Source organism: Bacteroides sp. An322, from assembly GCF_002161765.1.
Taxonomy (GTDB): Bacteria; Bacteroidota; Bacteroidia; order Bacteroidales; family Bacteroidaceae; genus Phocaeicola; species Phocaeicola merdavium.
The window spans coordinates 66000-90674 of record NZ_NFIN01000014.1 but is presented as its reverse complement, the minus strand read 5'-3'; the positions used below and the strand labels follow the sequence as shown (position 1 = coordinate 90674).

At 43.0% G+C, this 24675-nt stretch carries 22 protein-coding genes; 9 read left to right on the top strand and 13 right to left on the bottom strand.

The window, feature by feature from the left end; all coding sequences use genetic code 11:
- The first annotated feature begins 283 nt into the window (after positions 1-283).
- A complete protein-coding gene (locus B5F91_RS09075; protein ID WP_087428768.1) occupies positions 284-1495 on the top strand; it encodes a GTP-binding protein in 1212 nt (403 codons plus the stop codon).
- A gap of 189 nt (positions 1496-1684) precedes the next feature.
- On the top strand, positions 1685-2281 hold the full coding sequence (yihA, locus tag B5F91_RS09070; RefSeq protein ID WP_087428767.1) for a ribosome biogenesis GTP-binding protein YihA/YsxC: 597 nt from the start codon (positions 1685-1687) through the stop codon (positions 2279-2281).
- Between the two features lie 225 nt (positions 2282-2506).
- Here yihA and abc-f read toward each other — a convergent pair whose 3' ends face one another.
- The 3 genes from abc-f to B5F91_RS09055 are packed head-to-tail and all read right to left on the bottom strand — an operon-like array spanning position 2507 to position 5649.
- Entirely contained in the window at positions 2507-4375 is a 1869-nt protein-coding gene (abc-f, locus tag B5F91_RS09065) for a ribosomal protection-like ABC-F family protein (protein ID WP_087428766.1), read from the bottom strand.
- Between the two features lie 55 nt (positions 4376-4430).
- The gene (locus B5F91_RS09060) at positions 4431-5264 is read right to left on the bottom strand and encodes a DUF3805 domain-containing protein (protein ID WP_087428778.1); all 834 of its coding nucleotides are present in this window, start codon (positions 5262-5264) and stop codon (positions 4431-4433) included.
- Positions 5265-5271: 7 nt separating this feature from the next.
- Positions 5272-5649, bottom strand: a complete 378-nt coding sequence (locus B5F91_RS09055) for a RidA family protein (RefSeq protein ID WP_087428765.1) — start codon at positions 5647-5649, stop codon at positions 5272-5274.
- 317 nt (positions 5650-5966) lie between these two features.
- Here B5F91_RS09055 and rho point away from each other — a divergent pair, with 317 nt between their 5' ends.
- Complete coding sequence (gene rho, locus B5F91_RS09050; RefSeq protein ID WP_087428764.1) at positions 5967-7925, top strand: transcription termination factor Rho; 1959 nt, start codon at positions 5967-5969, stop codon at positions 7923-7925.
- Positions 7926-8101: 176 nt separating this feature from the next.
- Complete coding sequence (locus B5F91_RS09045) at positions 8102-9589, top strand: S41 family peptidase (protein WP_087428763.1); 1488 nt, start codon at positions 8102-8104, stop codon at positions 9587-9589.
- A 100-nt stretch (positions 9590-9689) separates the two neighbouring features.
- Here B5F91_RS09045 and B5F91_RS09040 read toward each other — a convergent pair whose 3' ends face one another.
- The 9 genes from B5F91_RS09040 to B5F91_RS09000 form a co-directional block, all read right to left on the bottom strand.
- Entirely contained in the window at positions 9690-10127 is a 438-nt protein-coding gene (locus tag B5F91_RS09040) for a PepSY-like domain-containing protein (RefSeq protein ID WP_087428762.1), read from the bottom strand.
- A 44-nt stretch (positions 10128-10171) separates the two neighbouring features.
- Entirely contained in the window at positions 10172-11467 is a 1296-nt protein-coding gene (locus B5F91_RS09035) for a HAMP domain-containing sensor histidine kinase (protein ID WP_087428761.1), read from the bottom strand.
- Complete coding sequence (locus B5F91_RS09030) at positions 11464-12141, bottom strand: response regulator transcription factor (protein ID WP_087428760.1); 678 nt, start codon at positions 12139-12141, stop codon at positions 11464-11466. The genes B5F91_RS09035 and B5F91_RS09030 overlap by 4 nt, the downstream gene beginning before the upstream one ends.
- Positions 12142-12253: 112 nt before the next feature.
- Positions 12254-12997 carry a NigD-like protein gene (locus tag B5F91_RS09025; RefSeq protein ID WP_087428777.1) on the bottom strand — a complete coding sequence of 248 codons (744 nt, stop codon included), beginning with the start codon at positions 12995-12997 and terminating at the stop codon, positions 12254-12256.
- A gap of 138 nt (positions 12998-13135) precedes the next feature.
- Positions 13136-13510 carry a preprotein translocase subunit SecG gene (gene secG / locus B5F91_RS09020; RefSeq protein ID WP_087428759.1) on the bottom strand — a complete coding sequence of 125 codons (375 nt, stop codon included), beginning with the start codon at positions 13508-13510 and terminating at the stop codon, positions 13136-13138.
- A gap of 5 nt (positions 13511-13515) precedes the next feature.
- Positions 13516-14283: a hypothetical protein gene (locus tag B5F91_RS09015; protein WP_087428776.1), complete on the bottom strand. Its 768-nt coding sequence runs from the start codon at positions 14281-14283 to the stop codon at positions 13516-13518.
- Between the two features lie 15 nt (positions 14284-14298).
- Positions 14299-14826 carry an LptE family protein gene (locus B5F91_RS09010; protein WP_087428758.1) on the bottom strand — a complete coding sequence of 176 codons (528 nt, stop codon included), beginning with the start codon at positions 14824-14826 and terminating at the stop codon, positions 14299-14301.
- On the bottom strand, positions 14813-16081 hold the full coding sequence (locus B5F91_RS09005) for a sigma-54 dependent transcriptional regulator (protein ID WP_087428757.1): 1269 nt from the start codon (positions 16079-16081) through the stop codon (positions 14813-14815). The genes B5F91_RS09010 and B5F91_RS09005 overlap by 14 nt, the downstream gene beginning before the upstream one ends.
- Before the next feature lie 71 nt (positions 16082-16152).
- Positions 16153-18792 carry a DUF5686 and carboxypeptidase-like regulatory domain-containing protein gene (locus B5F91_RS09000; RefSeq protein WP_239416388.1) on the bottom strand — a complete coding sequence of 880 codons (2640 nt, stop codon included), beginning with the start codon at positions 18790-18792 and terminating at the stop codon, positions 16153-16155.
- Positions 18793-18992: 200 nt separating this feature from the next.
- On the opposite strand from B5F91_RS09000, the gene B5F91_RS08995 reads away from it, so the two are divergent.
- From B5F91_RS08995 to B5F91_RS08980, 4 genes are read left to right on the top strand one after another with little or no spacing between them, the layout of a single operon-like run.
- Complete coding sequence (locus B5F91_RS08995) at positions 18993-19469, top strand: phosphatidylglycerophosphatase A (protein WP_087428755.1); 477 nt, start codon at positions 18993-18995, stop codon at positions 19467-19469.
- Positions 19470-19483: 14 nt separating this feature from the next.
- Positions 19484-19984 carry a GtrA family protein gene (locus B5F91_RS08990; RefSeq protein WP_204244675.1) on the top strand — a complete coding sequence of 167 codons (501 nt, stop codon included), beginning with the start codon at positions 19484-19486 and terminating at the stop codon, positions 19982-19984.
- Complete coding sequence (locus tag B5F91_RS08985) at positions 19962-20657, top strand: CDP-alcohol phosphatidyltransferase family protein (RefSeq protein WP_087428754.1); 696 nt, start codon at positions 19962-19964, stop codon at positions 20655-20657. The genes B5F91_RS08990 and B5F91_RS08985 overlap by 23 nt, the downstream gene beginning before the upstream one ends.
- Before the next feature lie 18 nt (positions 20658-20675).
- A complete protein-coding gene (locus B5F91_RS08980) occupies positions 20676-21608 on the top strand; it encodes a phosphatase PAP2 family protein (RefSeq protein WP_087428753.1) in 933 nt (310 codons plus the stop codon).
- An 89-nt stretch (positions 21609-21697) separates the two neighbouring features.
- On the opposite strand, the gene B5F91_RS08975 is transcribed toward B5F91_RS08980, so the two are convergent.
- Positions 21698-23203, bottom strand: a complete 1506-nt coding sequence (locus B5F91_RS08975; RefSeq protein WP_087428752.1) for a TrkH family potassium uptake protein — start codon at positions 23201-23203, stop codon at positions 21698-21700.
- A gap of 146 nt (positions 23204-23349) precedes the next feature.
- Here B5F91_RS08975 and B5F91_RS08970 point away from each other — a divergent pair, with 146 nt between their 5' ends.
- A complete protein-coding gene (locus B5F91_RS08970) occupies positions 23350-24489 on the top strand; it encodes an aldose epimerase family protein (protein WP_087428751.1) in 1140 nt (379 codons plus the stop codon).
- The last annotated feature ends 186 nt before the right edge of the window (positions 24490-24675 follow it).

Below are 24675 nucleotides of genomic sequence, written 5' to 3'. Positions count from 1 at the left end.
TTGCATTAAAATATCGTCTCATAGTAAGAGATATGTATCATCTCATAGTAAGAGACAATCAAAATTTTAGTAGTAAGCTCTCCTTTCTACAGCCAGCCCATAATTGATATGCAAAGCCTTATACGACTCTATCAGGCAAGAATCTGTCATTTTGAATTTCTACAGAAAATCATCCCCAATTATCCCACGATAAATCCAAAGCAGTGTCCAAATCATAAATCATAAATTGTAAATCTCATAATAAAACCGTACTTTTGCATTGTTTTTTTAATCGCTAATCAACATGAATGCAAAAGAAATCCCGGTGCTGCTCCTGACCGGTTATCTGGGCAGCGGGAAAACCACATTGGTAAACCGTATCCTTTCCAATAAACGAGGCATCAAGTTTGCCGTTATCGTGAACGACTTAGGCGAAGTAAACATCGATGCTGACCTGATACAAAAAGGAGGCATCGTAAACAAAAAAGACGACAGTCTAGTATCGCTCCAGAACGGATGCATCTGCTGCACCCTGAAGACCGACTTGATAGAACAATTGTTCGAACTGGTGAAAAGCCAACGCTTCGACTATATCGTCATCGAAGCCAGCGGTATTTGCGAACCGGAACCCATTGCACAGACCATCTGCTCCATTCCCTCGTTGGGAGGTGCTTATACCAAATACGGCGTATGCCGGTTGGATTGCATCGTGACCGTAGTAGATGCCCTGCGTATGCAAGACGAATTTGCATGCGGAGACAACCTTACCCACAAACACATCGATGAAGAAGATATTGAAAACCTCATTATCCAGCAAATCGAGTTCTGCAACATCGTCTTGCTGAACAAGGCATCCGAAGTGAAACCCGAAGAGCTGAGCCGCATCAAGCAAATCATCCGTACTATCCAGCCCTCTGCCGAGATTATCGAATGCGATTACGGAAATGTTGACCTCGACAAGCTGCTCAATACCCAACAATTCGACTTTGAGCGTGTAGCCACTTCTGCCGGGTGGATTCGAGGCATCGAACGTGCCATGACCGAAGAAGAGGAACACGAAGCCCACGGGCATCACCACGAACATGAAGATGAACACGGACACCACCATCATCACCACCATGATGAAGGCGAAGCGGAAGAATACGGCATCAGCACCTTTGTCTATTATCGCCGTCCGGCATTCGACATACACAAATTAGACCATTACATCGCTACAAAATGGCCCCGGAACATTATCCGCACTAAAGGCGTATGCTACTTCAGCCATAATCACGACATGTCTTACCTCTTCGAACAAGCCGGACGCCAAAAGCTTTTGAAAGAAGCCGGACTATGGTATGCCACCGCTCCCGAAGAAGACCTCGTGAAGCTGATGACGCAAGAGCCCGGACTGATGCGTGACTGGGACGAGAAATACGGTGACCGCATGATAAAACTGGTCTTTATCGGACAACACTTAGATAAAGAACAAATCACGCACGATTTGGATGAATGTTTGGAACAATCCGTCCCCTAATAACCATAAGATAAATTGTAAATTAATAAATATGAATCTCCGCAAAATGCCAACGTAGGGGCGTATTGCATACGCCCTGAAAACATCCACGTGGATAAGTATGTGCATTCGGGCGTATGCGATACGCCCCTACAACTAATTAGGTGGAATGCGAATTCATATTGATAAATCGTAAATGAATAAAACAACATGGAAATAACAAGCGCCAAATTTGTCATAAGCAACTCACGGGCAGACAAGTGTCCCGAAGGAAATCTGCCCGAATATGCGTTTATCGGACGCTCGAATGTAGGAAAATCCAGCCTCATCAATATGCTGACCAATCATTCGAAGCTGGCTATGACCTCGTCTACGCCCGGAAAGACCTTGCTCATTAACCATTTCTTAATCAATAACGCATGGTATCTGGTCGACCTTCCAGGCTATGGCTATGCTCAACGCGGAAAGAAAGTGATGGAGCAAATCAAAAACCTCATCCAGCATTATGTATTGGAGCGCGTGCAAATGACTTGCCTTTTCGTGTTGATAGACAGCAGATTGGAACCTCAAAAGATAGACTTGGAGTTCATCGAATGGCTAGGAGAAAACGGCATTCCTTTTGCACTTGTATTCACCAAATCCGACAAGCAAAGTGCCGGAAAGACCAAACAAAACGTTGAGCGTTTCCTCGATACGCTAAAAGAACAATGGGAAGAACTTCCGCCCTATTTCATCACTTCCGCCGAGAAAAAGACGGGAAGAGAGGAAGTGCTGGATTACATTGATTCTATCAACCGCACGCTATAATAGTTGATAATTAATAGTTAATAATTAACAGTTAATAATGAATATTCCCATTTTACCCAATTAACTGTAGGGGCGTATCGCATACGCCCGAAAACATCCACGTGGATAAGTTGGTGTATTCCAGGCGTATGCAATACGCCCCTACATTGGCGATCCGCGGACATTCATTTTAATTATTAACTATTAATTATTAACTATTAATTATTAACTATTAATTATTAACTATCAACCCATTTCGCTCAACTCTAACCAACGCATACTTTTTTCATCAAGTTCTTCGTTGAGCACGGGAAGACGTTTCGATTTTTCGGTCAATTCCTCTACTCCTAATGTACCGCTACAGAGAGCGGTTTCTATAGCTTTCTTTTCTTCTTCAAGTGCTGCAATCTCTTGTTCCAATTGTTCGAATTCCTTGCGTTCTTTGAACGACATCCGACGTTTTCCTGCAGGACGTTCACGCTGAGGCTTCTTTTCTTTTTGAGGCTGAGGAACATTTTCTTTCTCGAAAGCAGCCTTGGCTACTTTCCATTCACGATAATCAGTATAGTTTCCAGGAAAATCACGAATATCGCCTTGTCCGTTGAAAACCAACAAATGGTCAACCACTTTATCCATAAAATACCGGTCGTGGCTCACAACAATCACGCATCCCTTAAAGTTTTGCAGATATTCTTCCAGCACTTGCAATGTAACGATATCAAGGTCATTGGTCGGCTCGTCTAAAACCAAAAAGTTGGGATTCTTCATCAAGACTGTACACAAATACAACCTTCGGCGTTCTCCTCCACTCAGCTTATATACATAGTTATGCTGCTTTTCGGGCGAGAACAGGAAATGTTGCAAAAACTGGGATGCCGTAAGCCGCTTGCCATTCCCCAGTTCGATAACTTCTGCTACCGATGTAATGACATCAATCACTTTCATCTGTTCATCGAACTTCAACCCTTCTTGCGAATAATAGCCAAAGCGCACGGTCTCGCCAATATCCAGTATGCCACTATCGGGTTTCTCCAGCCCCATCAGAATCTTAATAAAGGTAGACTTGCCTGTACCGTTATTGCCGATAATGCCCATTTTCTCATACCGGGCAAAAATGTAGGAAAAGTCATCCAAAATTGTAATATCGCCGAACCGCTTACACAAATGTTCCGCTTCAAAAATCTTTGAACCAATATAAGACGCCTTTACATCCAGTTTCACATCAGCCTCATGCGTATGCCGTTTAGCAACCTTTTCCAACTCATAGAAAGCTTCTTCCCGATAACGCGCCTTATGTCCTCGTGCCTGAGGCATCCGGCGCATCCATTCCAATTCAGTTCGATACAGATTATTGGCACGGGCTATTTCGGCATTAGCAGCATCGATGCGCTCTTGCCGTTTTTCCAAGTAATAACTATAGTTGCCTTTATACGAATAGAGTTGGCGGTTATCTATTTCCATGATTTCAGAACATACACGGTCCAGAAAATAACGGTCGTGCGTTACCATAAGCAAACTAAGCTTGGAACGGCTCAGATACCCTTCCAGCCATTCAGTCATATCTAAGTCCAAATGGTTGGTCGGCTCGTCCAAGATAAGCAAATCCGGCTCGGTAATTAATACATTAGCCAAAGCAACCCGTTTCAATTGCCCACCGGAAAGATGCTTGACCTGCTGGTTGAAATCACGGATTTTCAGTTGCGAAAGGATTTGTTTCACCTGACGTTCGTAATCCCAAGCCTTTTCATGCTCCATCCGCTCCAACAAAACATCCAGCCCCGGATTATCCGGCGTAGCCATACACCGCTCATATTCCTTAATCAATTCCGCCACAGCATTGCCATGCGAAAAGCAGGCTTCCAATACGGTCAACTCTTCAGGATAGACGGGACTTTGCTCCAAATAACCTACCCGCAAATCACGCCGGTACGTGATTTGCCCTTCATCGTATCCTTCTTTACCTGCCAATATATTCAATAAGGTAGTCTTCCCGCTTCCGTTCTTCGCTATCAGTCCGATACGCTGCCCTTGAGCAATACCGAACGAGATGTCTTGAAACAAAAGCAAGTCGCCAAATGATTTCGTTAAGTTCTCTACTTGCAAATAAGAAACCATAATTAGTTAATTAAGAATTAAAAGAATGAATATCCGCAGATATTCATTCTTCACTTTAAAGAGCTTTCTCCACTTCTGTACGGATGCGCAGATATTCATCTTTCAGTTTGCAAGGCTTTCCGTTCCGTACTGCCTCCCATATTAATTTCGTAGGATAGACCATCACTCCGGTGTCAGCAAAACGCAAGGCGGGATATTCCTGTTTCCCGTCGATGACCGTTACCCAGTCCATTCCGTCCATTTCGTTGACCAATATCGTACCGAACGCAATGCCGAAACTTTCCCACACCTGACGCTGTTCAGATTTAAAACGTCCGCTGTCCATCACCTGCTGGATGCGGTCTATATCGGCTTCGCTTCCCGTAAAATCCTTGGTCAACTGCTTTTTAATGGTCGACACAGCCCAATCGTATGCCTCATTGATAATATTGATTTCGAGCACCCGCACCGGTATAACTGCTTTCCAAGGCTTTTCATCTGCCTTCCGCACACGGAGAGAAGCGATAATCTCTTCCGCCACTTTGGCACTCTCTCCTTTTATCACCGTAAACGAACATTCCACAGAGATATCATCTTGTCCTGTAATCCAGAAATGGGTGGTGTACCAGCTTCCGTTTTCTTGAAAACTATCTGCCCCATACACACACTTCCAATTCCCTACCTGCACAAGTTTCGCTCCTCGGGTATGCGCCAGTTCGTCTTCCATGCATTCCTTTGCATAGGTACGGCTTTTCCCTTGATAAGCGGAAATACGGAAATTGCCAGTCCAACGGTCCGGATTGTAAAACAAGAAACTGTCTTCTGTATCTTCCGACTCGCACCACCCCAACGGATATGTCAATGCAAACCACGCTCCCGGTGAAATATAAGTCCTGTCCTTTTCTTCCATTTTCCGCTCAACGAACAGCAATACACTCTACTTCTACCAACGCACCTTTAGGCAAAGCCTTCACCGCTACAGCCGAACGGGCAGGAAAATCCCCTTCGAAATATTTGGCGTATACCGCATTCATATCAGCAAACAAAGCCATATCAGCCAAAAATACGGTTGTCTTTACGATATTAGCAGTGGTCAGCCCGGCTTCTGCCAGAATATGCTTGATATTTTCGAACGATTGTGTTGTCTGCTCGGCTACACCGCCTGGAGCAAACTCGCCCGTAGCCGGGTCAACAGGCAACTGACCTGAAACAAAAACCATTCCATTTGCTTCAATAGCCTGGCTATACGGACCGATAGCAGCAGGAGCCTTCTCTGTAAAAATCACTTTCTTCATTGTTTCAACATATTTAATTAGTTAATCAAAATCTAAAATCCACCGCTAAATTAGCACTTTTCCTGCAATCAACAGGACTTTTTGAAAAAAAATTAACGGGATTCTTAGAGGATATTAAAAAAAATACGTACTTTTGTCGTGTCAATATGTGAGAATGACCAAAAATAATTTTGGAAACCTCACTTCAAACTAATCAACAATAATCTTTAAATCCGTAATTATTGACAAGTGTAATGCGCATACATATATGCTTATGCGCATAAATGAGTAAAGCCTTACACTTACAAATATTACACAATTCATTACAACCTATACTTATGTATAACATTATTCAATTGAACGACAAAGATTTGTCTGAATTGCAACAGATTGCCAAAGAGTTGGGTCTGAAAAAAACCAGTGCACTACGAAAAGAAGAACTGGTATACCGCATTTTAGACGAACAGGCTATTGTAGGAGCTACACAAAAAGCTGCCGGCACAAAAACAAATGATGAACGTAAAGACGGACAACCCCGCAAGCGTTCACGCATCAGTGTAAAAAAAGAAGGTGACAAAGTTTATACTGCTACCAAAGACAAAGCACAAAAACTAGAAGCCAACACACCGCCGTTGCCGGCACCAGCTCCCTTATTCAAGACGGAAATTCAGGCAGAACCAACCGAAACTTCTGCACAAACAGAAGCGGTATCGATTCCTACAGACGACGAAAAGCCTAAAGCGAAGCGCGGAAGAAAACCGGGAAGCAAGAACAGAACTACCCAGGAAAAGGAACAACAAACGCTGGACGATAAGGAAAATGCAGTATCGGAACAACCGGAGGAAACCTCTATCGCAGACAATATGGACCTACCCGAACTGGACATGACAGGAGGAGATGACTTTATCGCTATCGAAGACCTTCCTTCAGACAATATAGAATTGCCGACTGAGTTATTAGGCAAATTTGAAGCGACAAAAATGGAACAACCTGCCGCTCCAGATAAAGAAAACAAACCCAATAACAACCGTTACCAACCACGCCAACAACGTCACAACAACCGTCAGGCAAACGGACGCCAACAAAACCAAGCAGCACAAACATCGGCAGAAAACCAATCGGCAGCATTGCCTGCTCCAGAAGCTGCACCGGCTAAACCCGCAGAAAAACCTTACGAATTTGACGATATCCTGAAAGGTACAGGCGTATTGGAAATCATGCCGGACGGATACGGATTCCTCCGCTCTTCAGACTATAATTATCTTTCGTCACCCGATGATATTTATGTATCCCAATCTCAAATCAAGCTTTTCGGACTAAAGACCGGAGATGTAGTAGACGGCACTATCCGTCCGCCTAAAGAAGGCGAAAAATATTTCCCGTTGGTAAAAGTGTCGAAAATAAACGGACTCCCGCCCGAAGTTGTGCGCGACCGTGTTCCGTTCGACCACCTGACACCGCTTTTCCCTGATGAAAAGTTCAAACTCTGCAAAGGATATGACGACAATCTCTCGGTCCGCATCGTGGATTTGTTCGCTCCTATAGGCAAGGGACAGCGTGCTCTGATTGTAGCACAACCCAAAACCGGTAAAACGATTTTGATGAAGGACATTGCCAATGCCATAGCTGCCAACCACCCGGAAGTGTACATGATTATGCTGCTCATCGACGAACGTCCGGAAGAAGTGACCGATATGTCGCGCAGCGTCAATGCAGAAGTCATTGCTTCTACTTTCGACGAACCGGCAGAACGCCACGTAAAAATCGCAGGTATCGTTTTGGAAAAAGCCAAACGCATGGTAGAATGCGGACACGATGTAGTTATCTTCCTCGACTCTATCACCCGTCTGGCACGTGCGTACAACACCGTTTCGCCCGCATCGGGCAAGGTATTGTCGGGAGGTGTAGACGCCAATGCGTTGCACAAGCCCAAGCGTTTCTTCGGTGCCGCACGTAACATCGAAGGAGGCGGTTCATTAACGATTATCGCCACGGCATTGATTGATACCGGTTCGAAAATGGATGAAGTTATCTTCGAAGAATTCAAGGGAACCGGAAACATGGAATTGCAACTTGACCGCAACTTGAGCAACAAGCGCATCTTCCCGGCAGTAAACCTCACCGCATCGAGCACACGCCGCGACGACCTGCTGCTTGACAAGACTACGCTCGACCGCATGTGGATTTTGCGCAAATTCCTGGCAGACATGAATCCGATAGAAGCGATGAACTCGGTAAAAGAGCATTTGGAAAAGACAAAAGACAATGACGAATTCCTGATGAGCATGAACTCATAAGCCGTCATAAACCAAAGACACCCAATGAGGGTGTACCGGATGAAAACGATTTTCATTTCGGTACACCCTCATTTTTTCTATTTTTCTTTTTCCGAACTTCTGCGCTGTTTCTTCACATTTTTTGTTATCTTTGAGCCCACGTATTTAAAACAAGTTAATATCTAAAGAAAAAGCACATGGACACAAAATTTCTAAAAACGCTGCTTCTCTTTATAGGAAGCTGTTTATGGGTGAGCTGTACAGACGAAGAACAAAGCAATGACAACCCGCAAGAAACTATCAGCAATGAAATCTATTACGCCAATATGTTGGGCAAAGACATCATGAGTGAATTGTATTATTGGAATGAAGAAATAGCAGGCGACCTCATGCAATGGAACATCACAACCAACGGAGATCCTATCGGGACTGTAGACCGCATCCGGTATCACGAAGGCGATAAATACATTGATAAATGGACCATGATGACCAACGACATGGATTCTTTCACCAGCAGCGTGGGCGGAGTATCGACCACTTTCGGCTGGAACCTGACGCCTTACCTGCTTTCACCAAACAGCATCGAATGCATCGGAGTGGTCAACTACGTGTCGGCAGGAAGCCCCGCAGAAAAAGCCGGGCTAAAGCGGGGCGATGTCCTTTGGAGCATAAACGGCAAAAGCATCACAACCGACAATTACTTAGACCTGTATTATGCTTCCTCACTGACCGCTTCACTGGCTTATATAGACTGGGAAAACGGCTCAATCGGCGATTCGGGGAAAGAAGTGGAACTGACCGCCGTCACGATGTATGAAAACCCTATATTATGCGACACAGTCTATGAATTCAACGGCAAAAAAGTAGGCTACCTTGCCTACACCAGCTTTGACCTGATTTCGATTCCGGAACTGATTGAAGTCGGGAAAAAATTCAAAAGCGAAGGCATCAAGGAACTGGTGCTTGACTTGCGCTACAATGGAGGCGGTTATGTGATAACCGAAAACGTTTTGGCATCTATGTTTGCCCCCAAAGCGAATGTTGACGCAAAGGATATATTCGAAAAAGAAAAATATAACGCCTATCTGACAGAAGCTTACCGCTTACAAGGCATCAGTACGGAAACCCCTTTCATGACCAAATACGATTACGAGAACGATAAAATCAGTTTGCACGTAAGTACGAAAGACGCCAATATCGGACTGGAACGGATATACGGACTCATCTCTCCCAATACGGCATCCGCCTCCGAAGCCCTGCTGAGCGGACTGATGCCTTACATGGACGTCCGCCTGATTGGAGAAACCTCGCATGGAAAATATTGCACAGGACTGATGATGAGCGGAGAAGACGCTTACGAAAATTGCCCGAAAGAAATCAAGAACTGGGGCGTATATGTAATGGTCAGCATCTATCAGAACGCAGCCGGAGAAACGCCCTGTATGCCCGACGGCTTGCAACCCGATACTCCCGTACAGGATGACCAGATTCCTTTATACCAATTGGGCGACGTAAACGAGCCTCTGCTCCGTGCAGCCCTTACGCAAGCCGGAAAGCAATATGACAGACCCAACGCAAGAAGCCGCAGCATGTCTCCTGCCTTCCAGCACATAGACGTTCCGCAAAAGCCCGTATTCGGCAAACGCATCTTGTTGCCTTCTGTCAATATGCCAGTCATCAACTGACAAAAATGCATACGGCTTCATCGGCAAACACACTTGGGTTCATCAAGCAACGAAGCAGGCTTCATCAGCCGATGAAGCCTGCTTCGTTTAAAAACATACATTAATCATCTATATCAATCACCCGGAACTGATTGTCGAACGTTATTTCCCAACCATTGGAAAGTTTTACTTCATATTCCTTTCCGTCCCGCTCAATTTCCAACACCTTGGCACCCGGATAGGTAGAAGACACATACGAACGAATCTCGGCTGGCAAGACTTGTACAGGCACTTCGGACGCCTTGCATTGGATTTCTGTCCAGTCGCCCGACTTATCGAACTCCAGTTTCTCGCCTGTGGTAAAAATCACATCATACGACTTGTAAAACAATCCCGACTCCATTTTCGCCAATGCCACCTTATGATGCTTGAAATACGTTGTAATCAAAGTCTGGGCTTTCGTAGGCAACTGTCCGATTTGAATCGGTTTGTCATTATCAGCCAACGCCATGGTCTGTACCCCTAACACACACATCAACATCAAAATCCACTTTCTCATACACATTCTTTTTTACACGTTAATATTGTTTTCTCTGGTTTCTATCACAAAGATGCGGAGGGATTCTGAAAAGATTTTGAAATCTCGAAACAATGCAAGCCGTTTTCATAAAAATAACGGATATGCAGTTGGTTCATCTTACAAATGGTATCCACCAAAGCTAGTCCCAAGCCTGTAGAACCTTCTTTTTTCTTCCCTTGATAAAAACGTTCAAAAATACGTTTCCCGTCTAATGCCTCTCCTCCTGTGTTCCGAATCACAAAAGCCTGTTTGTCTGTTTCCACACGGATAAGGCCTTCTTCTACGTTATGCACAAATGCATTCTTCAACAAATTCGTGACCAAAACCGTAGCCAACGAATCATTCATTTCTACACAAAACGATTTCTCCAACCGCATTTCCACCCGAATCTTCCGGTAGGCATACACCTCTTGGTAATCGTCGATATAATGTTTCAGCAATTCATTCAGACAAACCGGATGCTTATCCATGTATTGCCTGTTCTCGATTTTACATAAAAGCAACAACGAACGGTTCATGCGTGTCAGGTTCTCAAGCGTGCGGTGGGTTTTCATCAATTCTTCCAACTGCCTTTCGGACAAGCTTTCGTCTTCCATTAGCATCTCCAACCGGTTTCGGCAGATTGCCAACGGGGTCTGCATTTCGTGAGACGCATTCCCGATGAACTGCTTCTGCTGCTCGAACAATTTTTCATTGCGCCCGGCAAATTCGGTAACTGTCTCATTCAGATGATGAAATTCCGTAATCGTTGTCTTGTTATCCAACGGCTCGTTCGGATGCCCCAACTGATAACGATCCAGCCACCCCAACAAATGGTATAAAGGCTTCATGTTGCGCCGGTATACCCATGCCGTAATCAACAGAATGACCAGCAAGAGCATGACATACAGAAATACAATCCAGCCCAAAATGGCACGTTGCAAGTCCATTTTCTCTATCGTCGGGGTATAAACCACCAGTTCCATATAACGGTCGTTGGGTGCCTGAAAGATGGTAATCAGCACCCGTGCAGGCTCTTCCTCTCTTTTCTCGGTAATATACACCATTTCATCCCGGTAGGTAATTTGAGGATATGCCACCGCATATTCTTTGCTCACTTCATACAAGTAATATTGATTGTTCGAGCCATTGCTCGTATCGGGCATTTCTTCCCCCAACAAAGCACGCACAATGAGTTGCTCGGAGTAATCTTCGAGCGAATCATCAACTTCATCGTTCACCTCTTCGATGATAGCCAAATAGAAAAGCCACGCCCACACAGTGAACACCACGACCAAAGCCAACGACAAACGCCATAAAACCAAATGGAACAGTTTCATTCGACTACAAATTTATATCCGAACCCATATACCGACTTCAATTCCGGGGTAGCCCCGGCATCTTTCAGCCGTTTCCTTAGATTCTTGATTTGCGCATAAATGAAATCAAAATTATCCACCTGGTCGATATGGTCTCCCCAAACCGATTCGGCAAGGGTATTCTTATTGACCAGCCTGCCCGGACGCGACATGAAATAATACAGAATATCGTATTCTTTCCGGTTCAAATCCACTTGCTTCCCGCCTATCACTACGCGGAACTGGTCGGGATAGACTTCGATATTGCCCACCTGTATTTTATGTTCGCCCTCCCGCTGGCTGCGCCGGAAAAGGCTTTTCAAACGCGCATGCAGTTCTGCCAAATGGAACGGCTTCGGCAAATAATCATCCGCGCCCAAATCCAATCCGGCAACCTTGTCTTCGATAGAATCTTTTGCAGAGAGGATAATTACATTGGTACGCTTTCCCAATGCCTGAAGCTCTTTCAACAAGTCCAGCCCATTCCCGTCTGGAAGCATAATGTCCAACAAAATGCAATCATAGTCATAATCCTCTATTTTCAGCAAAGCGGTGCGAAAATCAGGAGCCTGCGAAACCACATAACGCTCTTTCTCCAACGAACGGACCGTTATCTCCCGCAAATCTTGGTCATCTTCTACAATCAGTATTTTCATAAGCAACCTTCTTTTTTACAAAAATAGACTTTCTACAGAAAAAGACAAACAAAAACGCAGACAAATGTGCAAAACACATTCATCTGCGCAAACAAACAACAAATTATCACCCTTATTCGATATCGCTTTCTTCTATGGACACATTCACATTTTTCGCCTCATCGGGAACCGGCTGATTCATATTCTCGAAAACCCACGTCTGTTCTCCATAAACAGCCGAATTGACTTTCATCTTAATCCCTTCAGCTTCATCCAAGGGCAATGTATTCAGATTATAGCAAACCACTTCCTCATACGGATTAAACACGTCAGTCGTGTCGCCATACGTATTATACCGGTATTCCAGATGAATATACCCATCCTCTCCTATCACCGGTTCGTCCGCACGCTTTACCAAGCTGACACGGTGTTTCTTCTCCATGGGCATCTTCATATTGAAAAGCATATTCATATACCCTCCTGCCACCCATGCGTCCAATACGTATGCCGGATGATTGGCATATTCCGCTTCATTGGCATCGGTCAAGTCTTCCACTGTCTTAGTCAGGAAAGGGCGCAACTGTTGGGGCTTGATACCTACATCATAACCATAATAATCATCATACAACGGATTGAAGACCAGCAAGCCGCGGGTACCTTCTGCCAAACGGTAGCCCCATACGGTAGGCGCTGCCGGAAACATCGTTCCCCACGTGTCGCCTGTAAATGTATAAACTCCGTCACTCTGTACATGCACCGTCACCCAATCGTAGGCAATATCGCCGATAGAATATCCCTCACCGTCGTCACACGAAGCCTGAAACAAGCCAACTACCAAAGCACAAATCCATAATCCGTATTTCATTTTTCTTTTCATAAGCCTTTCGTTTTTTATCATTTCAATTAATAAAGAAAAGAAAAGCCCAAATACTGCACGCATTAATAAAAATTAAAGGAGAATATACCTCTTTTCCGAGATATACCCTCCTTTCCCTACAACTATTATGAAATCAAATCATTGAGCTGCCGAGTCGTTTGCAGCAGGAGCTGCTTCCTGGTCTGCCGCACTTGGTTGAGGAGCAGCAAAACCTTCCGGCGCATTCAACGGATTCGTTTTTTGTTCTTCTACAGCCTGATTCATAATCACTGACGAACCTTCGCTTACACCCGGAAGTGCATAGGCTGCAAAGACGCTGACTACCACCATAAAAATAGCCAATCCCCATGTCAGTTTTTCTATAAAATCAGTAGTCTTACGTACACCCATAATCTGATTTGAAGCAGCAAAGCTAGAAGCAAGCCCCCCACCTTTAGAGTTCTGTATCATTACCACAAAACACATCAATACAGAAGCCAATACAATTAATCCAACTAATAAATAGTAAAACATTTTCCTTATTTTGATTTAGCGTTAATAATCAATTTCTCCAAAAATCTAATTTGGTCTGCAAAGTAAGCATTTTTTTTGGGATATTGCAAATTTAATTTTTTAATAATTTCAAGAGCCTTCTCATAACGGTGCTGCTTGACGTAGATTTTCGCCAAAGTTTCAGTAAAATATTGCTCGTCTGCCTCCGTTTCTTCCCTTTCCGCTTCCTCCGAAGACTCGTCTGGCATATCCTCCTCCGCCTTTGGCGCTTCCTCTTTTTTTTCATTTTGCGCCAACGGCAAATGTTTCTCGCTTTCCGAATGTTCGATAAACCGGTCTATCAGTTCCTGCCCTTTCAACGGATGCTTTTCTTCTTGTGCCTCTTTTTCCTGCATCAAGACAGAAATATAATCGACATTCGCCTCAGCCGGAAGCGGCAAATCATTGCCTAACGGTTCCGGCAAATCAGACAAGAAACGGTCTATCAAATCCAAAGTCCGGTCTGTCCCGTTTTCTTTTTCTACAGGATTTTGATGTGCAGCATCACCGGTAATAGCCAAACGGTTCCCTTCTATAAAATAGAAAAGCACGCTTAAATCGGCTATATATAAAGCACTTTTTTGCAATTCAGACTTAAAATCCTTATCGCCTAAAATGAAGAGGTTTTTTAAATAAAGCAAACGTATTGTCTGAAAATAAGGATAATGCACCAACATCTCACGCAATTCGCGCAAACTATCCTCTGATAACAATTCAGGATGCTGAATCCATTGTTGTAAACGTTGTTGTATCATCTCTTTCCCCAAGAATTACCAATTAGCTACAGTAGCATTGAAAATCTGGTCAACAATTTCCTCAATCATTTCAGTCACCAGCCCTTCCTGTACAGAAGAAAGCTGCTGGCTGGCATCATATTCACGGCTTGCAGAGAACTGCTGTTCAAAGTCTTCGGCATGATTGGTATTGTTTACAAAACGTACATTTACCGTCATACGCAACTCTGCCATAGTCGAATAACCATCGGCACCTACACCTTTATTATATGCATCGTAATTGGTAATCTCGCCCGACAATTCCAAATCGCCGCCCTGCCGGGTCTGCTTCAAACGGGTCTGTTGCATGTAAATATCCTGCAATTCCGTATTGAACATTGATTCCATCGGACCCCAAACAAAAGCAGCCGAACGGTTCGGAAAGTTTTCGAATGAAATGGTCTTCACCTTATCATAATTGATAGACGCGCCATTAAACTTATATGAAACGGAACACGCTGCCAACAGACAGGCAAAACCAACACACATACTGATGAATCTATACTTCTTTTTATTCAAGCCCATATTCTTTTATTTTCCGGTAAAGTGTACGTTCTGATATTTTCAAATCACTAGCCGCATTTTTCCGTCTTCCATGATGACGTTCCAACGCCTTGCGTATCATCTCTTTCTCTACCTCGTTCAATGACAAATTTTCTTCCACATACTCTTCCGTATCCTGTACTTCTGGTTCCTCAACCGGAGTGACATGCACAGGAGGCGCAGCTACTGCAGAAACAGGATTAACCACAACCTGAGAATCAGGAATTACACTGACTGTATTCTGAAGATAATGAACAGCTTCATTCGAAGGCTGGCTTACCGGATTTCCTGAACGTTCTGCCATAATATCGTGAACCAACTTCTTCAACTCAGTCACATCCCGCCGCATATCGAACAAGACCTGATACAAAATTTCTCTTTCGCTCTCAAACCCTTTTTTATCAGCCGAAGAACGCACACCAAACAAAGCCGGCAGACGGGAAACAGGCTGAGGAGGAAGATAATTTTGCAAGATATCTGGGGTTATATCCCGATTGGTTTCCAAAATGGAAATCTGCTCCGTAATATTCTTCAGCTGACGGATATTGCCCGGCCACGGATAATGCACCAGCATCCGCTTGGCTTCTTCGGTAAGCTGAATGGCAGGCATGTGGTATTTCTCTCCAAAATCCGCAGCAAACTTACGGAACAACAACACAATATCATCCGGTCGTTCGCGCAAAGGCAATACTTTAATGGGCACTGTATTCAAGCGGTAATATAAATCTTCACGGAACCGTCCGGACGCGATTGCTTCGGCAAAATCTATATTCGTAGCCGCTACAATACGGACATCGGTCTTCTGTACTTTCGAAGAACCCACCTTGATATATTCTCCCGATTCCAGCACACGCAACAAACGTGCTTGGGTGGATAAAGGCAGCTCGCCCACTTCGTCCAAGAAAATAGTACCGCCATTCGCTTCGGCAAAATAACCGTTCCGGTCACTGATAGCTCCGGTAAAAGCTCCTTTTTCATGTCCGAACAGTTCGGAATCAATCGTTCCCTCCGGTATGGCACCACAGTTCACAGCTATGTACGGACCATGTTTGCGACGGCTGAACTGATGAATAATCTGAGGAAAACTTTCCTTACCTACACCGCTTTCGCCAGTCACCAGCACCGACAAATCTGTCGGCGCCACTTGCATGGCTATATCTATCGCGCGATTCAACCCTTCGGTATTGCCGATAATGCCAAATCTTAACTTCACGCTCTGAATCTCTGTCTTATTCATATCTGTAATATTCTACTAGGACAAAAGTACAAAAAGTTTGTTTCCCAATAACAATTTTATCAGATTTTATTTTAGAATACCGTCCGTATCATAAAGCGGATACCCCACTTATTGGATGTAGGCAAATTGTTATAATTCAACCGGCGCACATATTCTACATGCAACAACTTAAATATGTTATGAATACCTGCCGTGATTTCCACATACGGCTTATGCGGGTCCATCACATAACTGGAATAATTATAACGGCCAGTTTCGTCATAATGTCCGGGGAACATCATCAATACATCATCATTCCGGTTTTGTTCCAAGAAAGGATTATTCTTGTCACTCAACTTGCCCCACAGACATTTCACTCCGATAAACTCACGCCATTTCAATTTCTTCAGCAACGGAATACGGTTGAACAACTTGCCTTGCATATTCCATGACACGTCAAGGGAAGCATAGCGGTCATTCAGAAACTCCATGTTATTAATCAAATTGAAAGTCTCATCCTCAATGATATACGACAAATTCGCCGCAGGCATAATCAACAACGGGAACGGAACTTTATTCCACTGGATGCCCGCCTTTAAACGGGCATCTATATTCCCCCAAGAACTCAACCAGAAGCGTTTATAGGCACTGGCTTCCGTCACATTGTATGTATAGTCTCCCCCTAATACCCCTTTCAATGCAATCGTGTGCTGAAGAGTAAAGACCGGAGCATCCAAATTGACCGGCAAACGGCGTTGCTTGGTATTGACAAAAGTCTCGCCCGGCGCATACCGGAAAGCCAAAGAAGCCTCAGCCACAGTAATGTCGTGTGTATTAAACGGGGTGCGTATCCATTCTGTACCCGACATCGAACCATTAGCAATAGCCGACTGCAACTGCGATTCTCCTGCCATAGTCCGATAGAACAATTTCCCGCAAGGCTCATAATTGGCATAACGCAAAATGGCTGTAGTCTTGAACCCGAATTCCCGTTCGCGTTCATACTTGATAGTCGCCTTACGTTCATAGTTGTATTGGTCTACCGTACAAACTTTCAATGAAGTAAATACATTATCCTTATCCGTATTGATAAACTTGTCTGAAGGCAACATATTGTCATACTGATAAGTAAAGGTCAACGAATGTTTCGGAAATTCACGGGGAAGATACTCTTTCTTGTCGAAGGAATATTCCACTTCACCCATGTATTTCGACTTATGGTCTTTGAATCCGTATGCATAATACCCTTTCAAAAACAAATTCGGATGCAAATTGGCTGTGGTCTGTGCCGAAGCACGCAAACGCAATCCATCGATATAATTCGTCGTAATCATGGTATTAATCGGACCAATATCGACTTTGCTGTCTGGCGTACTGGTTTCTACAAAGTTCTCAATGAAAGCCCTTAAGACAAACATGATGTATTTGAATCCTTTGATTTTGGTCAAATCATCCACAAAACTTCCCATGCGTTTTTCTGATTGCGTTAAGTCCTCCTGTCGGTATTTGCCCCAAAATTCCTTATCACGCATCATCGCATTGACATCCTTTATCTCTCTGCCTTTCACCTTGAACAAATCATCGGGCAACGGTTCAAAATCGAAATCAAAATAGCGCGTAGTACGCCTTACGAGAAATGAGCCTAACAATTTCTCCAGATATGACATTTCACACAACATATCATCTTCCAGCAAAGTCCATTCACCCGTAGGCAATTCACCGAATTTCTGTTCGATAATCATGTTGTCTATGAAATTAATATCCGTTTTCTTCGGAAGATTCAATTGACATTGCTTCACCCGATAAGTAGAATCAGCCAAGACATAAAGACTTCCTGTAAATCCGAAATCTTGCGAATTGTTAGGCACAAACGACAAACGGAAACACCGGTCGCGCTCTACATAAATGGTATCCATAATATAGAATTTATAAAAACGGATACCTGCTTCGGAAATAGGGCTATCGAAAGGATACTGTAAAAACCGGAAACGGTCTTCATAAATATCTATATCTTGGAAAACATCTTTCAATACCGTAGTCAACATTTCACCCGTGCTGAACAATTCGTTCACGCCCGATGAATTAATTCCACGAATATACGTTTTCTCCGAATGAGGCTTTTTCCGGTAAACAATCTCAGATACAGTCTCATCTACCGAAAGCGGAAGAATATTTTTCCCCGTCACATCACATTCCTCTACCTGGTCACGGAAAAACGGATATTTCTTAAACAGCCACGATTCGCGTAACGTATCGGCTGTAATATTATTTTTTGCAAAAGTTATTTTCTGATACTTATTATACCGATAGAAGTCTTTTTGAGCCAAATCCGTCCTTTTTTTCGATGCAATCACCTTTCGTATCAATTCTACAGCCGGATTGTTCTTGCGGGAATATTTTTCTTTTTTAGGACGTATAATCACTTCGTCTAATACTTGGTCCATCCCGCTCATGCTGACATTCAGTTCACCCGTTTTTGCAGATACGATAATTTCTTGCGTTTCATATCCTACCATTGAAAAAGTAAGTTTCGTCCAGCCCGGATGGTAAGATATCGAATATTTCCCATCCATATCTGTAATAGTCCCCACTCCTTTTCCATCATAATAAACATTTAAATAAGGTATAGGCTCACCTGTAGTTGCATCCACAACGACTCCATGGATTTGAGCCGCCATTTCTACGATACAGACCCACCCTATCACTATTATAAGGAGCAATCGTTTCACCATATAAAATCTCAATACGCGTTACTTTAAACTCGAAAACGGAAGCGAAATTACACCACTTTCTTGTTACTAACAAATCAAAACCACTGAAAACTGACAAATAAACCGACTTTTATGTAGTATTAACCATTATTAATTTAGATTTTTAGAAAAGGCATTTCAAAGAAAAACCGTACTTTTGTAGGCTCTTTTATAATGTATATATGAAAAAGATACCTTTTTTCCACCAACTAATAGCTACCGGATTCGGAAGCGGATATAGTCCGATAGCTCCTGGAACTGCAGGAGCCTTATTGGCTATGCTCATTTGGTGGGGATATGCTGCTTTTACCGATTATGCCACTATCCAATGGATAACGGCAATATTGGTCATCCTTTTTACCGTCTTAGGAATTTGGTCGGCAAGCGTATCCGAGAAATATTGGGGGGAAGACCCTTCCCGAGTCGTAATCGACGAAATGGTAGGAACTTGGATAGCCTTACTTGCTGTTCCCGAAAACGGACATTGGGGGTATATGTTGGCTGCTTTCCTGCTTTTCCGTCTATTCGACATTTGGAAACCCTTAGGCATACGGAAAATGGAAAAACTGCCCAAAGGATATGGCATTATGGCAGACGATATTTTATCCGGCATTTATGGATATATAGTTATTTACCTTTATAGACTGGCATTTACGTGAAAAATTGGATTCAAATATTCTCCCAAGGCAAAGGGTTGTTCATGTTTATTCGTGCACAACTTTCTGCCCAATTGGCAACAATAGCCGATTTCTTGGTCAGCATCATGCTAAACCAAGGAATGGGCATTTACTATGTGTATGCTACACTGACCGGTTCCATAATGGGAGGATTAGTCAATTGTGCCATCAATTATAAATGGACTTTCCATACCGAAGACTGCAGCCCGATGTTTGTCTTATTTAAATATGTATTGGTGTGGATAGGAAGTATCGGACTTAATTTGTGGGGCACGTATTTGTTGACTGAATTTTTAACAGCGCAGCATAACCGTTTTTCCATTTCGGAATCGACTGCATTTATCCTTTCAAAAATCATAACTTCGGTAACCGTTGCCGTATGTTGGAATTATAATTTGCACCGGGTATTCGTTTTTAAAGATGCTCAAATCAATGACAAAATAAAAAGTAAAATAAAACAAATCAGACATCAACATGGAAGTAAAAAAACAAGCTAAAAAAATGCGGGATGCACTACAGCAGTTCGTCTATAAAATCATCAACCCGCTTATTCATTGTATGATAAAAATAGGAATAACGCCCAATATGGTAACGACTATCGGCTTTTTGGGGAATGTGGCAGGAGCATGTGTGCTCGTTTATGCAGGTATCCATGCAGACACAGACCCTTATAAATTAATCGGATGGGCTGGAGGAATTATTTTTATTTCCTCATTGTTCGACATGATGGACGGGCAAGTAGCACGTCTCGGAAATATGACTTCTACGTTCGGTGCCATGTACGACTCTGTACTTGACCGTTATAGCGAATTGGTCACATTGGGAGGCATCTGTTTTTGTCTGATCGGACATGGGTATCTAATCGGTGCAGTCATTACTTTTGCAGCACTTATCGGCTCATTAATGGTAAGTTATGTACGTGCACGTGCCGAAGGATTGGGATTGGAATGCAAAATCGGTTTTATGCAACGCCCAGAGCGCGTGGTTTTGACAAGTTTAGGGCTATTAATCTGTGGCGTCACTGCTACGTGTGCAACAAACCTACAATTCGATGCCATGCTGATTCTGATTGTACCTATGGGCTTTATCGCTATCTTTGCGAATGTCACAGCTTTTGCCCGAATCGAATACAGCCGCCGGCAATTAATGAAAAATAAAATGAGAAACTAATTTATCTACTATATATAAATAAGGAGTATGAATTTACCGTCAACCAAAGAAAGCCTGACTTTCCTCATTGCCTTAGCGGCATGGATGATTGTAACAGCCCTATTTATTGGCATACGCCCTGAGCATTGGCTCATGGGGGCTTTATTGGCTTTTCTTTTTTTCATTACGCCTTCTACACGCAAATTGGCAATAGCCTTATTGCCTTTCGTCGTTTTTGCTATTTCTTATGACTGGATGCGTATTGTTCCGAATTATGAAGTCAATCCCATAGACATAAAAGGGTTATACGAAACAGAAAAAGACTGGTTTGGCATTCTTACCGCAGAAGGGACTCTAACCCCGAATGAATTTTTCCACATCCATTATTGTGCTTTTATGGATTTTATGGCAGGAATCTTTTATCTGTGTTGGGTTCCCGTTCCTATCCTATTCGGATTAGGACTGTATTTCACTCGCCAACGGAAAGTATATCTGCATTTTGCTTTAGTCTTCTTATTTGTCAACATCTTGGGATTCATCGGGTATTACATTCATCCAGCAGCCCCGCCTTGGTACGTCATGAATTACGGATTTGAGCCTATTCTTAATACTCCAGGCGATGTTGCCGGACTAGGACGCTTTGATGAAATGACAGGTTTAACCATTTTTCATGGACTTTATGGACGAAATGCCAATGTATTTGCAGCAGTACCGTCTTTGCATTCCGCTTATATGGTGGTCACTTTATTTTATGCCATGAAAGCACGATGCGCCACTTGGCTCCGCATCGCTTTTGCAATCATTATGGCAGGAATTTGGTTTACAGCCGTATATTCCGGACACCATTACCTGATTGATGTTATATTGGGAATTCTTTGTGCCCTCTTAGGTATCTTCCTTTTCGAAAAAGGATTAATGAAGATTCCGGCATTCCAAACATTCATGAAAAAATATACGCGCTACATAAGCTGATCCTATTTTCAGAAAAAAGAGAAGAAGGTGACATAAAATGAGATTTCATTCTAAAACACCTTCTTCTCAACCTATCAATTATCAACTACCTAACGGTTATGCCAGAAACTAGGAACAAACATCAACAGAATGGCATACAACTCCAAACGGCCTAATAACATCAGGAAAGACAGTATCCATTTGGCACCATCGGGAAGCCCACTCCACGAAAACGCAGGTCCGTAATTACCTAAAGCCACACCGGCATTACCCATACTGGAATAAACCACACCAAACGCATCGGTTAGCTCTACCCCCATCATCATCAGGGCAATCCACCCCACAAAACCGCATATCAAAAACAACAAAGTAAAGGTCGTAACCGCCGAGATAGTCATAGGGTCTACCGTTTGACGGTTTATTTTTACCGGAAATACGGCACGCGGATGAATAAGACGAGCCAATTCGTTTTTGGCATTGCGCAAAAGAATAAGCAAACGCATCACCTTAATACCTCCACTGGTAGAACCGGTACATCCACCAACCACCGTCGCATACACAATCAGCATCCATGTGAACGGCATCCAATAGTTATAATCATCAGTTGTAAAACCGGTAGAGCTGTGTACCGTAACCACTTGAAATAACGCTTTCCGAAAGGCTTTTTCTATATCATAATGATTATAAATCACAAGTGAAACTGTAATAATCAGGGTTACGGTAAAGACTGAGATGAAAAATCCTCTCACTTCATCGTCTTTCCATAAATGACGGAATTTCCCTTTCAGGCACATGAAATACAACGAGAAATTAAGTGAGGAAAGCATCATAAAAATAGCAATGACATACTCGATAAAAGGAGAATTCCAATATGCCACACTCGATTGCTTAGTAGAAAATCCTCCTGTAGCCGTTGTAGAGAACGAATGGCATACGGCATCAAACCAACCCATGCCTCCCCACACCAGCAACAAAGTTTCCGAAACCGTCAGAATCAAGTAAACGGTCCACAACCATTTCGCCATGATGCTGACTTTAGGATGGATTTTATCGTGAGTCACTCCCGTTGCCTCTGCAGAGAACAACACCTGATTCCCAACTCCAAAAATAGGCAATACGGCTATGGTGAAGAATACAATTCCCAAACCGCCTATCCAATGCGAGAAACTGCGCCAGAACAATATACCGTGCGAAAGCGATTTGATATTATCCAAAATTGTAGCACCGGTGGTGGTGAATCCCGATACAATTTCAAAAAAAGCATCCGCCACCGAAGGTATCGCCCCGCTAATAAGAAAAGGAAGCATACCGAAAGCAGAAAACAGAATCCACGTAAACGCCACAATACAGTATCCGTCTCTTCGTGTCAACTTATTCTCTGCTTTTCTTCCCAAGAAAACCAAAAGCCCTCCAGCCCCCACTGTTATCAAGGTAGAATAGACAAAATAAATATAATCCGACTCATGATAAAATAAGGAAACTCCTGCACATACCAATAACATCATTCCTTCGATAAACAACAAGAAACCTAAAATACGGCATATCATTTTCTGGTTTATCAGGCTGTTCTTCCGATTTCCTCCGACATATACATTTTTTACATTTGCTTCTTCCATTACACATTTTGATTAATGACGCTGCAAAACTAATGAAAAGATTCAATCTACACGTATATTTCTAAAATAAATATTCTTCTCTGCTTTCATATTATTCCCAATTATTATAACTTTGTTCCGATAGAATCTATAAAAGAATCAAGATTATGAGACACACTTACTTACTTTCGATAATCAGCATTACACTTCTATTTATAATCGCATCTTGCGGAAACCATCGGTTTACAACCGCATCGGGACTGAACCCGAAAGACTTCCGACAAAAAGTGGAAGGGCAAAAGACCGGCTTATATAAGATAGCCAACCGGAACGGCATGGAAGCTTGTATTACCAATTATGGCGCGCGAGTAGTAGCACTCATGACACCTGACCGGAATGGGAAATTGGAAGATGTGGTATGCGGCTTCTCCAATATACACGATTACATAAGCCAATCACAAAATTACGGAGCTACGGTAGGCAGATACATCGGACGCATCTTAAACGCACAATATACCTTAGACGGAAAAACCTATCATCTTCAGGCTAACCATTTATTGGGACATACCGCCCACGGAGGAGACCCCAATTTCGGAGCAAGAATGTGGAAAGTGACCCAAGCCACTCCTTCTTCCATTACATTAAATTACCTTTCGCCTGATGGAGAAAACGGCTTCCCCGGCAATTTGAATCTGTTCGTCACTTATACCATAACAGAAGATAATGCTTTAGACATCCGTTATGAAGCAACAACCGATAAGCCGACCGTACTCAACTTATGCAATCACTCTTTCTTCAATATCTCGGGCAATTTAAACCAAAACATAGAAAACCAAACGATGTGGGTAGACGCCGATTATTTCAGTACATACGACCGGAACAAATGCGTAACGGGTGAACTATGGCCCGTAGATTCTACCCCACTTGATTTCAGAGAGCCTCATCTGCTATCCGAGCACATCAATGATAACTACGGACAGCTGAACATCGTAAACGGTTATGACCATGCCTGGGCATTGAATCATCCCGGAGATGATACCCAGCCGGCAGCTTGGATTTATGATAAAGTAAGCGGACGAAAAATGGAAATCTATACTACTGAACCTGCTATCCATATCTATACAGGCAACGGACTGAAAGGGAAAGTCAAAGGAAAACAAAACATTTATTATCCTTTCCGTGCAGCTGTATGTTTTGAGACTTGCCATTTCCAGGACAGTCCCAATAACCCGCAATTCCCCTCCACTGTCTTATATCCCGGAGATATATTCCAAAGCCATACAGCATATAAATTTACGACAGAATAATTGCCGATTTACCCTATTTACTGGTCTAAATAAAAGCTATCAGCAATTTAGAACAGTTTTTCTGTAATACAAATAAAACGCATGTGAACTTTTTTAGCAATCTTTGCTAAAACCACTAAACACATTGCAAACTATGTATCTAACTAACAAACTGAAAAAATATTCCAAATACTTTCAGTTATGTCT